Consider the following 12,980-nt stretch of genomic DNA (forward strand, 5'->3'; position numbering starts at 1 on the left):
TTATAATAAATATAAGCAGATGGAAAGGAGAGCGTATGAACATTCGGATTGAATTAGATCAGAGTTTGGATGATACTGAAATGGTGATAAAAGTTTCGCGGCTGGATGAGCGGATTCAGCGTATCCAGGAAGCACTGGAAGAAACGGCGACTCCGTCCATTCTTTTCTATAAGGAAAGCAGTGAGTACTTTCTTGATTTAGCGGATATTCTCTTTTTCGAGACGGACGGCAGCAAGATTTTTGCCCATGCCCGCAATGATGCTTATGAGGTTAAACTGAAACTCTATGAGTTAGAGGAGATTCTGCCCCGTTATTTCTGTCGGATTTCAAAGTCCACCATTGCCAATATCAAGGCTATCTATGCTTTGGACAAGTCCTTTTCAGGAACGAGCACCGTCCAGTTTTACAATACCCATAAACAGGTGCATGTGTCTAGGCATTATTATCAGTTAGTAAAAGAAAAGTTAAGTGAAGTGAGGTAATTATCATGAAAAAAACAATTTTTGGAATCGGCTTTCTAGTCTTGGCAGCTTGGGTCCTGCTGCAGGGGAATTTTGGAATTCCTGCCTTCAATTTTAATATTTGGCCCATGCTAGTAGTTGCAATGTTTGCCTATTTCGCCTTGGAAAATTTCTTAGAAAGAGACTTTGGCACTGGGCTTATCATGGCAGTTATTGCGTTGATCATTGCCAATGCCGTTTACCACTTTTTAGCTATTTCAACAGGAACCTTGGTTTTGGGTGGTATTCTGGCTTGTATCGGTCTCAATATGATTTTCAAGCCCCAGCGTATTTTTAAGGGGCGTATCTTCTCAACTGCCTCTTCTTCCTCAAAAGATGATATTGCTTTTGGCAGTGGTACGCGCTATATCAACTCAGATAACTTCACCTATGAAAAGTTAGACTGTGCTTTTGGCAGTGCATCGGTTTATTTTGATAATGCGACTATCGAAGGGGACTCAGCAACTTTTGAAGTGGATCTGTCTTTTGGCAGTGTGATGCTTTATGTGCCAAGTGACTGGCGTGTAGAGCTGGATGTAGATAATGCCTTTGGCTCTGTCTACAATCCCCGCAATGTCAACGAAAAGAAAAAAACTCTCTATGTCAAAGGCAACGTGGCTTTCGGCTCTTTGAAGATTAGCTATGTTTAGGAAAACGGATTAATTTCGAAAGTTTGGAGAAATGTACTTGTCAAACGTCAAGTTTTTTGGTAATATAGGAAGGTATGTGGTGCTAGCACATCCGTAATATTAGATCTAATAGGAGGAAACACGATAATGGCTAAAGTATGTTACTTTACTGGTCGTAAGACTGTATCAGGCAACAACCGCTCTCACGCGATGAACCAAACAAAACGCGCTGTTAAACCAAATCTTCAAAAAGTTACTGTTTTGATTGACGGTAAACCTAAAAAAGTTTGGGCTTCAGCACGTGCCCTTAAATCAGGTAAAGTTGAACGCGTTTAATCTTTATTTAAAAAGGATGGAAATTTTCCGTCCTTTTTTGCTTTGAAATTTCCGCCTAGACAGTTGATTTAGGCCCTTCCTCTTTTACACCCTGTATAAAATATGGTAGAATAAACTATAAAATACTTTTGAGGTACAAATTATGACTGTGAAAATTAATACAAAAGATGGTCAAATTGAGCTGACTGATGATGTGATTGCAACAATCGTCGGTGGTGCAGCGACTGAAATTTTTGGTGTAGTTGGCATGGCCAGCAAAAATGCAATCAAGGATAATTTTCAAGCCCTTTTAGGAAAAGAAAACTATGCTAAGGGCGTGGTTGTGAAAGCGACTGATGAAGGTGATATCGCAGTTGATGTCTACACTGTGTTAAGCTATGGAGTCAAAATCAGCGAAGTTTCTAAAAACATCCAAGAGCGTGTTAAGTTCAGTTTGGAAAACAAGCTCGGAATTACTGCCCATGCAGTGAATGTTTATATCCAAAATATTAAAGTCGTAGGAGAATAATCGTGGCAAATATTACTACTAGTTTATTTCAAGAAATGGTGCAGGCAGCATCTACTCGCTTAAATAAACAGGCTGAATATGTAAACTCTTTGAATGTCTTCCCAGTTCCAGACGGAGATACAGGGACCAACATGGGCATGACCATTGAAAATGGTGCTAAGGAAGTGGCAGACAAGTCTGCTTCAACAGTTGGCGAAGCAGCAGGTATCTTTGCGAAAGGCCTTTTGATGGGCGCGCGTGGTAACTCAGGCGTTATCACTTCCCAGCTTTTTCGCGGTTTTTCTCAAAGTGTGAAGGAGCATGAAGAGCTGACTGGTGAAGATCTTGCTCTGGCCTTTCAGTCTGGTGTAGAAGTGGCTTACAAGGCAGTTATGAAGCCGGTTGAGGGAACGATTTTGACTGTTTCCCGCGGTGCGGCTATCGGAGCCAAGAAGAAAGCTGAAGTCACTAATGACGCTGTAGAAGTTATGAAAGCGGCTCTTGAAGGAGCTAAGGCTGCTCTGGCTAAGACACCCGATATGCTGCCGGTTCTGAAAGAAGTCGGTGTTGTGGACTCTGGCGGTCAAGGGCTGGTCTTTATCTACGAAGGTTTCTTGTCTGCTCTTACAGGCGAATATATCGCTTCTGAGGACTTTGTGGCGACACCTGCGACCATGTCTGAGATGATCAATGCTGAGCATCATAAGTCTGTAGCTGGCCATGTGGCAACGGAAGACATCACTTACGGCTACTGTACAGAAATCATGGTGGCTCTCAAGGCAGGACCAACCTATGTAAAAGACTTTGATTATGATGAATTCCGTAACTACCTCAACGATTTGGGAGATTCCCTGTTGGTAGTCAACGATGATGAAATCGTCAAAGTCCATGTTCATACTGAAGATCCAGGACTGGTTATGCAGGAAGGTCTCAAGTATGGTAGTTTGGTCAAGGTCAAGGTTGATAATATGCGCAACCAGCACGAAGCGCAGGTTGAAAAAGAAGAGCGCTCAGCCAAGCCGGCTCAAGAGAAAGAGTATGCGATTATCGCTGTAGTAGCTGGTGATGGCTTATCTGAAATCTTTAAGGCTCAGGGAGTTGACTACATCATCTCTGGTGGCCAAACCATGAACCCATCTACAGAAGACTTCATCAAGGCTGTGGAGCAAGTCAATGCTCGTAATATTATTATCTTGCCAAACAATAAAAACATCTTCATGGCAGCCCAATCAGCAGCAGAAGTGATTGAGCAGCCAGCAGCAGTGATTGAGACTCGCACCATTCCTCAAGGTTTGACCAGTCTCCTAGCTTTTGATGGCAGCAAGACTATTGAGGAAAACCAAGAGCGTATGACTGCAGCCTTGGCAGAAGTAGTCAGCGGCAGCGTGACAACTGCGGTTCGTGATACTACGATTGATGGCTTGGAAATTCATGAGAATGACAACCTCGGTATGGTGGATGGTAAGATAGTTGTTTCTAATCCGGATATGCTGACAGCTTTGAAAGAAACGTTCAGCAAGATGCTCAATGAAGACAGCGAGATTGTCTCTATCTATATCGGTGAAGACGGCAGCGAAGAGTTGGCTAGCAGTCTTGCTCAAGATTTGATGGAACAATTCGAGGATGTAGAAGTAGAAATTCATCAGGGCAGTCAGCCGGTTTATCCATATATTTTTAGTGTTGAATAGCATAAAAAGGCAATCGAAAGGTTGCCTTTAGTCATTTTATAGAAAATACTTAGACAAGAAACTGGTATTATGTTATACTGTAACAAATAAAAAGTAAAAAAGGTGAACTATGAAAAAATTTTTCATTCTTGTTATTTCTGCTTCGGTACTCTTGACGGGCTGTGTGTTTCCTAACTTCAGCAAGCATCGTCCTAGACATTCTTCTGAATCAGCAGCTTCCTCTAGGCGGACTAAATCTAGCTCTAGCTCCAGCTCCAGCAAGTCATCCAGTTCTTCTTCTGAAAGTACAGAGATTATCTCTAAAACGTTAGTCGGAGACATTGAAGAAATTCATCATCGTGATACAATTACTTATCAGGGCAAGAAAATCTTGAATCTTCGTATGGAATTGCTCACTTCCTTGCCAGAAGAAGCCAGTGCGGCATCAGCTACTTTGACTCCAGAGGAGATGACGACTATCATTCGTGAAGGAATGCAGTCTGATTCAAACTATGTAGCAGCTAAGAGCTTGGAAGGTGTTAATATTGATTATTCAGTTACAGCAGAGAAGAAATTGCAGACCTTGATTGAAATTGATTTGCAAAAGGTCAATGTCGAAGAAGTGGAAAAGAACAGTTTCTTCCAAGGTTTTGGACTGAAGGACATTAAGGATATTACACCTGAGATGTTTATTCTGAGTCTGAAGCTCAACGGTCTCAAAGAAGAGGGGCAGAGCTAAAGTTTAAAAAGCGTTGGTCGCCTCATCTTACAAAGTTGAGTAGCTAGTTTATTGAAAATTTTTTTAGATTAGGCTGCTTTAATTCCAGTTTCTATCTGAATTGCAACAGACATACAACTAGTCGGTTCCTCTCAATGAGGGAGCCGGCTTTTTTGTGTCTTCATGCAGAAGGGAAATAATCAGATTATTCCAATATTTGCTAGCTTTGGTCTCTAAATGCAGAATAGTGACATTTGTCATGTCAGTCGGTGACAAAATCAACTAGTAGGAAAAATTTCTTTGCCTTATAATATAGTTAACAAAATGATAAAAGGTTGCTGTAATAATTCAAACAGCATTTGGCCTTCGTTCTTCTTTCGCCTTTTGAAAAATAAAGGAAAGATGCACATGAGGCTTATCAAATCAAAGGAGGAGCAAAATGGAACTGATTGAAGTAAAGAAGCTTTCAAAAAGCATTCATGGTAAGGAGATTTTAAAGGATATTTCCTTTGAAATCTCCCAAGGTGATTGTGTAGCCTTGATTGGTCCCAATGGAGCAGGGAAAACGACTCTCATGGACTGTTTGTTGGGTGATAAGTTTCTGACAGCGGGTCAGGCTACAATTCAGGGACTCAAGCCAACTGACACTCATCTCAAGCAGTCGGTAGCGATTTTACCACAGGAAAATACAGTGGTGGAGGATTTGAAGGTCAAGGAACTCTTGGCGTTCTTCCAAGCTATTTATCCAAATAGTCTGTCCAATCAAGAAATTGATGACTTGCTGCAATTTACAGATAAGCAAAAGAATCAGTTGGCCAGTAAGCTGTCTGGTGGACAAAAACGTCTCTTCTCTTTTGTTCTGAGTCTGATTGGCCGTCCTAAGATTCTGTTCTTGGACGAACCGACTTCAGCTATGGACACTTCCACTCGTCAGCATTTCTGGGAAATTGTTAATCAGCTCAAGCAGCAGGGAGTGACCATCGTTTATTCCTCTCACTATATCGAAGAAGTCGAGCATACGGCAGATCGGATTTTGGTGCTGCACAAGGGCGAGTTGATTCGGGACACGACGCCTTATGCCATGCGCAGTGAGGAGCAGGAAAAACACTTTACCTTGCCGCTGACTTATCAGTCTGTGCTGGAAAAGCTGGATAATGTGACTGATATAGAAATCAAGCAAAAGGCTTTATCTTTTGCTACTAGAGATGCTGGTCAAGTCTGGCAAGTCCTGCAGGAACACGGCTGTACAATCGAAGAGATTGAAGTACGTAACCGTACCCTCTTGGATAGTATTTTTGAAACGACACAAGAATAGGAGAGTAATCATGAAAAATATGGCAAGTCTTATGAAGATTGAGTTGATTTTAATGAAGCGGCAGGCTGCTTATTATCTCTTGTCTATTGGTCTGCCCAGCGTCTTTTACCTGATTTTCTCAGGAATGATGTCTGGAAGTGATACGCCTGAACCTGTGCTTCGAGGCTACCTCTTCTCTATGACTCTTTTTAGTATCATGTCTAGTGCCTTCTTTAGCATTCCAAGCACTTTACAGTCTGATAAAAATAACAACTGGCAAAAAATGATTCAGCACTCGCCGATTTCTATGGTAAAATATTATATATCAAAACTTTGCAGTACTTTGTTGACTTTTATGCTTTCCATTATCGTAGTCTTCTCGATTGGGCATTTTGTTCGCGGGGTTAATCTGCCAATGGTGGACTGGCTTCTTATTGCCTTGATCCTTCTGGTAGGAAGTGTGGTCTTTATTGCCATGGGTGTATTGGTCAGTCTCTTGCCAAGTGCTCAGCTCATGTCTGTTGTGGGCAATATCGTCTATATGGCACTGGCTGTTCTAGGCGGTCTATGGTTTCCTCTGACTATGTTTCCAAAATGGCTCCAGCCAATCGGTAAGTTGACGCCAAGTTATCAACTGATGCAAGTCGTGTCTTCTTATCTGGAACACCATGAGTTTAATGGCAAGGCCGCTTTGATTGTTCTGATTTATACGGTTTTGGTCAGCATTCTTGTGCTGCAGCTCAAAAAGCGAATTGAGGTAAAATAAATTCATGTGGGAAAAACTTAAACAAGTCCACTATATGTTTCATATTGCGCTGGTCTTTATTATCTTTCCAGTTGCGGGAGTGATTAGCGGGGAATACCCGCTTTTCGTCTTGCTCTGGACAGCTATTTTTGTTGCGGCTTACTATGCGGTCTTGTTAAGTAACCATCGCCTTATCCAGTTTTTTTCTTGGTGGCTCTTGATTGCTTACATATATTATGGTTCTGTCTGGCTGAATACAGGTTTTACCTGGTATATTTTTTATCTATCCAATCTTCTTATTTACGAACTGGATGATATTTCTTTTAAATCCTGGCGTTTTTTGACCTTTCTCGCCTTGCAGCCTGCTATTGTGCTGACTAATTATTTGATGGGCAATGTTGGTCCAGCAGAGCTGCTTTCCTATATTGTAATCTTTCTCTTTTCGGATGGTTTGACTTTTGGTCTTTATCGGATTCAAACGACAGAGCGAATCAAGGAAGAAAAGGTCAAGCAAAATGCCCAGCTGAATCTTTTCCTGGCGGAAAATGAGCGCAATCGGATTGGTCGAGACTTACATGATAGTCTAGGACACACCTTTGCTATGCTCAGTGTTAAGGCGGAGCTGGCTCAGCAGTTTTTGCAGATGGAAGCCTATGACAAGGCAGCAAAAGAACTGCAGGAAGTGCAAGAGATTAGTAAGAAGTCCATGGCTGATGTTCGGCGGATTATTAACGATCTAAAGAATCGGACTCTGGACGAGGAACTAGTGACCATTCGTGCCATGCTGGAGATGAGCGGCGTTCAGGTAAAAATAGATAACCAACTCAATGTTGCCAGTATCCCACCGAGTCAGCAGTCGACGATTAGTATGATCTTACTGGAGGCGGCGACCAATATCATTAAGCATGCCAAGGCTAAAAAGAGTAATTTTTCTTTGGTAAAGAAAGACGAAAAGCTTGTTTTGGACATTCAGGATGATGGTTGTGGTTTTCAAAAGCTGACTGGTCGGGAGTTGCATAGTATTCGAGAGCGACTGTCTGCCTTGTCAGGAAGGCTTGAGATTCTTAGCAGCCAAGATCCAACGTGGATTCGGATTGAATTGCCGTACGGAGGGAAGGAAGCATGAAACTTTTGTTAGCAGAAGATCAAAGTATGCTGAGAGATGCCTTAGCTCAGCTCTTGCAGCTGCAGCCAGATGTCGAAGAAGTCTATCAGGCCGCAGATGGGCAGAAGGCTATTGACTGTCTTAGCTCAGAAACTGTTGATGTAGCTATTTTGGACGTGGAAATGCCCCACCAGACCGGTCTAGACGTTCTCGAATGGGTCAAGGCCAATCGACCCAACATCAAGGTCATCATCGTCACAACCTTCAAGCGGCCGGGCTACTTTGAGCGAGCTGTTAAGGCAGATGTAGATGCTTATGTGCTCAAAGAGCGTAGCATTGCGGATTTGATGAAGACCATCCACACCGTTCTAGCTGGGCAAAAGGAATATTCGCCAGAATTGATGGAGGTACTGATGACCAGCAGGAACCCTCTCTCTCAGCAGGAGAGGCTAGTCCTACAAGCTGCGGCGACTGGCCTGTCCAATAAAGAAATTGCTGAAAAACTCTACCTGTCAAATGGAACGGTTCGTAACTATATGTCTGCTATTTTGACCAAGCTAGATGCTGAAAATCGAACAGAAGCCGTCCGAATAGGGCAAGAGAAAGGCTGGTTATAGCTGGCATACTCAGTTTTGTAGAAAAGATGAGGAGCGGTAGCTTTCCCATAAACGGAACATTTGAGAGCTAATAATTCTAATGAAAAGTCAGTACTATAGATATAGTTCTGGCTTTTTATCTTTTGTTTGAAAAACATTCGGATTTAGATAAAAAATCAAGAAAAAAATTAACTAGCGGCTTGCAATTTTTTTCAAAAATGTTATCATAGTAGAAAGCTTTTTGAATTTTTAGAAAATTGTAAATAAATGAAAGGGGAAGAATGGAGAAAATCAAATTAGAAACTTCTAAGACAGGTTCAGAGCTTGTTTTGGAAACCTTGAAAAATCTTGGTGTTGATACGATTTTTGGCTATCCCGGCGGCGCTGTACTGCCGCTTTATGATGCTATTTATAGTTTTGAAGGCATCCGTCACATTCTGGGCCGCCATGAGCAAGGCTGTGTTCACGAAGCAGAAGGCTATGCTAAGTCTACAGGGAAAATCGGAGTTGCAGTTGTGACCAGCGGTCCGGGAGCGACTAATGCCATTACCGGCATTGCCGATGCCATGAGTGATAGCGTCCCCCTTTTAGTCTTTACTGGTCAGGTGGCCAAGGCTGGGATCGGTAAAGATGCTTTTCAGGAAGCGGATATTGTTGGGATTACGACTCCTATTACCAAGTACAATTATCAGGTTCGGGAGACGGCAGACATTCCGCGTATTATTACAGAAGCTATTCACATTGCGACGACAGGTCGTCCTGGGCCAGTCGTTATTGATTTGCCTAAGGATGTCTCGGCTCTGGAAACAGACTTTATCTACGACAGCAAGTTGCATCTGCCGAGTTACCAGCCGACTATTGAGCCTAATGAATTGCAGATTAAGAAGATTATCAAACAAATCTCTAAGGCTAAAAAGCCGGTCCTTCTTTCGGGAGGGGGTATCAGTTATGCCGAGGCAGCAGCGGAATTGGTTGCGTTTGCGGAGCGTTATCAGATTCCAGTGGTCACTAGCTTGTTAGGTCAGGGAACTATTGCGACAGACCATCCTTTGTTCTTAGGTATGGGTGGAATGCACGGTTCTTTTGCGGCCAATATTGCTATGACTGAGGCTGACTTTATGATTAGTATCGGCTGCCGCTTTGATGACCGTCTGACCGGTAATCCGAAAACCTTTGCCAAGAACGCTAAAGTAGCACATATTGATATTGACCCAGCGGAAATTGGAAAAATTATCAGCGTAGATATTCCTATCGTAGGGGATGCTAAGAAAGCCCTACAGATGCTGCTGAATGAAGAGCAGGTGCATAATAATACCAGCAAGTGGATTGACAAAGTAACCCAGGACAAGGAGCGAGTTCGCTCATATGACAAGAAAGAACGTGTCGTACAGCCTCAGGCTGTCATTGAGCGCGTGGGTGAGCTAACCAAGGGCGATGCCATCGTCGTAACAGACGTTGGTCAGCACCAAATGTGGGCTGCCCAATATTATCCTTATAAAAACGAGCGTCAACTGGTAACGTCTGGTGGTCTAGGAACCATGGGCTTCGGTGTACCTGCAGCGATTGGAGCTAAGATTGCCAATCCGGATAAGGAAGTGGTGCTCTTTGTTGGAGATGGTGGCTATCAGATGACGAACCAAGAGATGGCTATTCTCAATATCTATAAGATTCCGATTAAGGTCATCATGCTTAACAACCATTCGCTAGGCATGGTACGCCAGTGGCAGGAAGCTTTCTATGATGGTCGTACCTCTGAGTCTGTCTTTGAAACTTTGCCAGATTTCCAGCTCATGGCTCAGGCCTATGGTGTTAAATCCTATAAATTTGACAATCCGGAGACCATTGTCCAGGATTTGGAAGCCTTAAAGGAAGATATACCAATGTTTATCGAGGTAGATATCTCTCGTAAGGAGCATGTTCTTCCAATGGTGCCAGCTGGCAAGAGCAATCATGAGATGTTGGGGGTGAAGTTCCATGCGTAGAATGTTGACAGCTAAACTCCAAAACCGTTCGGGTGTCCTGAACCGTTTCACTGGTGTTCTTTCCAGACGTCAGGTTAATATCGAGAGTATCTCAGTCGGAACGACGGAAAATCCGGAAGTCTCCCGTATCACCATCATCATTGATGTGGCTTCATTGGCAGAAGTCGAGCAGATTATCAAGCAGCTCAATCGTCAGATTGATGTGATTCGGGTTCGAGATATCACGGATCGCCCTCATTTAGAGCGTGAAGTGATTCTGGTTAAGGTCTCAGCTCCAGCTGATAAGCGGGCAGAGATTCTGTCTATTATCCAGCCATTCCGGGCGACAGTTGTGGATGTAGCACCTAGCTCCATTACCGTTCAGATGACTGGTGATGCGGAGAAGAGCGAGGCTCTGCTTCGAGTTATTCGCCCATATGGTATCAAAAATATTGCTCGGACTGGAGCGACAGGCTTTACCCGAGATTAAACCAAACCTTTAATTTGTTAAAACCGCCTAACAGGCAATAAAAATAGAAAAGAGAGTAAAACTTATGGCAGTAACAATGGAATACGAAAAAGATGTAAAAGTAGCAGCACTTGACGGTAAGAAAATTGCCGTAATCGGCTATGGTTCACAAGGTCATGCCCATGCGCAAAACTTGCGTGATACAGGCCACGATGTGATTATCGGTGTTCGTCCTGGGAAGTCATTTGACAAGGCTAAAGAAGATGGCTTTGATACTTATACAGTAGCAGAAGCGGCTAAATTGGCTGATGTTATCATGATTTTGGCTCCAGATGAAATCCAACAAGATCTCTATGAAGCAGAAATCGCTCCAAACTTGGAAGCTGGAAACGCAGTTGGATTTGCTCATGGTTTTAACATCCATTTTGAATTTATCAAAGTTCCTGCCGATGTAGATGTCTTCATGTGTGCACCGAAAGGTCCTGGTCACTTGGTTCGTCGTACTTTCGAAGAAGGATTTGGTGTTCCAGCACTTTACGCAGTATACCAAGATGCAACTGGTAATGCCAAAAACATCGCCATGGACTGGTGTAAAGGTGTTGGTTCAGCTCGTGTTGGACTTCTTGAAACAACTTATAAAGAAGAAACAGAAGAAGATCTCTTTGGTGAACAAGCTGTGCTTTGTGGTGGTCTGACTGCCCTGATTGAAGCAGGATTTGAAGTTCTGACTGAAGCAGGCTATGCGCCAGAATTGGCTTACTTTGAAGTGCTGCACGAGATGAAACTGATTGTGGACTTGATCTACGAAGGTGGTTTCAAGAAGATGCGCCAATCTATCTCAAATACAGCTGAATACGGTGACTATGTATCTGGTCCGCGCGTCATTACTGAGCAAGTCAAAGAAAACATGAAGGCAGTCTTGGCTGATATCCAAAACGGTAAATTTGCGAACGACTTCGTTGACGACTATAAGGCTGGTCGTCCAAAACTCACTGCTTACCGTGAGCAGGCTGCTAATCTAGAGATCGAAAAGGTTGGTGCAGAATTGCGTAAAGCAATGCCATTCGTTGGTAAAAACGACGACGATGCTTTCAAGATTTATAATTAAGATAAAGAGCAGATAAGACATTAGGGGTTGGAATGCGAATTCCCAGCCCCTTGTTTTGCTTGATAGAGAATAAACTGGAAAGACAGGGAAGGAAAAAATATGCTCAGAGCAAAAGATATCACGCATGCTCATAAAGTGTTAAAAGATGTGGTTGTCAATACTCCGCTTGACTACGATCACTATTTGTCGGAGAAGTACCAGGCCAAGATTTACCTGAAGAAGGAAAATATGCAGCGGGTACGCTCTTTTAAACTCCGCGGGGCTTATTATGCCATTTCTCAACTTAATGAAGAGGAACGTCAGCGTGGGGTTGTCTGTGCTTCTGCGGGAAATCACGCCCAAGGAGTGGCCTATACTTGTAAGGAAATGAAAATTCCAGCCACTATTTTTATGCCCATCACGACTCCTCAGCAGAAGATTGGCCAAGTCCGCTTCTTTGGTGGTGAATTTGTGGAAATTAAATTGGTTGGAGATACCTTTGATGCTTCGGCCAAGGCTGCGCTTGACTATACTAAGGCTGAAAACCGGACCTTTATCGATCCTTTTGATAATGAAGATGTCCAAGCGGGTCAAGGGACTGTAGCCTATGAAATCTTAGACGAGGCCAGGAGAGAAGCTATCGATTTTGATGCAGTTTTAGTACCAGTTGGCGGCGGCGGACTGATATCAGGAGTCTCAACCTATATCAAAGAAAGTCAGCCAGCTATCGAAGTTATTGGTGTGGAAGCCAACGGTGCCCGCAGTATGAAAGCAGCTTTTGAAGCTGGAGGTCCGGTCAAGCTTAAAGAAATCGACAAATTTGCCGACGGCATCGCAGTACAGAAGGTCGGTGCATCAACCTATGAGGTTACACAAAAGAATGTTCAAAATCTTATTGGTGTAGATGAAGGTCTTATTTCAGAGACCATCATTGATCTATATTCCAAGCAAGGGATTGTCGCAGAGCCAGCTGGTGCTGCAAGTGTTGCTGCTTTGGAAGTACTGAGCGAGTATATCAAGGGGAAGACTATCTGTTGCATTATCTCAGGTGGTAATAATGACATCAACCGTATGCCAGAGATGGAAGAGCGGGCACTTATTTATGATGGTATCAAGCACTATTTCGTGGTTAACTTCCCGCAGCGTCCAGGTGCCTTGCGTGAATTCGTGAATGATATTTTAGGACCCAATGACGACATCACTCGTTTTGAATATATCAAGCGGGCAAGCAAGGGAACGGGTCCAGTTTTGATTGGTATTTCCCTAGCAGATAAGCATGATTATGCTTCTTTGATTAACCGTATTGAGCAGTTTGATCCGTCCTTTATCAATCTGAACGGGAATGAAACACTCTACAATATGCTTGTCTAATTGTAAATATATTTT

14 protein-coding genes are annotated in these 12,980 nt (G+C 43.1%); all 14 read left to right on the plus strand.

What is annotated here, in order from left to right:
- Positions 1-35: 35 nt before the first annotated feature.
- Positions 36-482 (plus strand): LytTR family DNA-binding domain-containing protein, encoded by a 447-nt coding sequence (locus J1C81_RS02130; RefSeq protein ID WP_002916412.1) that lies wholly within the window; start codon positions 36-38, stop codon positions 480-482.
- A gap of 5 nt (positions 483-487) precedes the next feature.
- The gene (locus J1C81_RS02135) at positions 488-1,150 is read left to right on the plus strand and encodes a LiaF transmembrane domain-containing protein (RefSeq protein ID WP_002916411.1); all 663 of its coding nucleotides are present in this window, start codon (positions 488-490) and stop codon (positions 1,148-1,150) included.
- A 126-nt stretch (positions 1,151-1,276) separates the two neighbouring features.
- Entirely contained in the window at positions 1,277-1,465 is a 189-nt protein-coding gene (gene rpmB, locus J1C81_RS02140; protein ID WP_001140948.1) for a 50S ribosomal protein L28, read from the plus strand.
- Between the two features lie 142 nt (positions 1,466-1,607).
- Positions 1,608-1,973, plus strand: a complete 366-nt coding sequence (locus J1C81_RS02145; RefSeq protein WP_002893676.1) for an Asp23/Gls24 family envelope stress response protein — start codon at positions 1,608-1,610, stop codon at positions 1,971-1,973.
- 2 nt (positions 1,974-1,975) lie between these two features.
- Entirely contained in the window at positions 1,976-3,640 is a 1,665-nt protein-coding gene (locus J1C81_RS02150; RefSeq protein ID WP_002916410.1) for a DAK2 domain-containing protein, read from the plus strand.
- Between the two features lie 109 nt (positions 3,641-3,749).
- Positions 3,750-4,358 carry an SP0191 family lipoprotein gene (locus J1C81_RS02155; protein WP_002916409.1) on the plus strand — a complete coding sequence of 203 codons (609 nt, stop codon included), beginning with the start codon at positions 3,750-3,752 and terminating at the stop codon, positions 4,356-4,358.
- A gap of 418 nt (positions 4,359-4,776) precedes the next feature.
- Positions 4,777-5,652, plus strand: coding sequence for an ABC transporter ATP-binding protein (locus tag J1C81_RS02160; RefSeq protein WP_002916407.1), 876 nt, complete (start codon positions 4,777-4,779; stop codon positions 5,650-5,652).
- Between the two features lie 10 nt (positions 5,653-5,662).
- The gene (locus J1C81_RS02165) at positions 5,663-6,397 is read left to right on the plus strand and encodes an ABC transporter permease (protein ID WP_002916406.1); all 735 of its coding nucleotides are present in this window, start codon (positions 5,663-5,665) and stop codon (positions 6,395-6,397) included.
- 4 nt (positions 6,398-6,401) lie between these two features.
- Positions 6,402-7,502, plus strand: coding sequence for a sensor histidine kinase (locus J1C81_RS02170; protein ID WP_002916405.1), 1,101 nt, complete (start codon positions 6,402-6,404; stop codon positions 7,500-7,502).
- A complete protein-coding gene (locus tag J1C81_RS02175) occupies positions 7,499-8,098 on the plus strand; it encodes a response regulator transcription factor (RefSeq protein WP_002916403.1) in 600 nt (199 codons plus the stop codon). The genes J1C81_RS02170 and J1C81_RS02175 overlap by 4 nt, the downstream gene beginning before the upstream one ends.
- Positions 8,099-8,358: 260 nt before the next feature.
- A complete protein-coding gene (locus tag J1C81_RS02180; protein ID WP_002916402.1) occupies positions 8,359-10,059 on the plus strand; it encodes an acetolactate synthase large subunit in 1,701 nt (566 codons plus the stop codon).
- Positions 10,052-10,528, plus strand: coding sequence for an acetolactate synthase small subunit (gene ilvN / locus J1C81_RS02185; protein WP_002898887.1), 477 nt, complete (start codon positions 10,052-10,054; stop codon positions 10,526-10,528). The genes J1C81_RS02180 and ilvN overlap by 8 nt, the downstream gene beginning before the upstream one ends.
- Before the next feature lie 64 nt (positions 10,529-10,592).
- Positions 10,593-11,615: a ketol-acid reductoisomerase gene (gene ilvC, locus J1C81_RS02190; RefSeq protein WP_002916401.1), complete on the plus strand. Its 1,023-nt coding sequence runs from the start codon at positions 10,593-10,595 to the stop codon at positions 11,613-11,615.
- 99 nt (positions 11,616-11,714) lie between these two features.
- Positions 11,715-12,965, plus strand: a complete 1,251-nt coding sequence (ilvA, locus tag J1C81_RS02195) for a threonine ammonia-lyase IlvA (protein ID WP_002916400.1) — start codon at positions 11,715-11,717, stop codon at positions 12,963-12,965.
- The last annotated feature ends 15 nt before the right edge of the window (positions 12,966-12,980 follow it).

This window comes from Streptococcus sanguinis, assembly GCF_050225395.1.
Lineage (GTDB): Bacteria > Bacillota > Bacilli > Lactobacillales > Streptococcaceae > Streptococcus.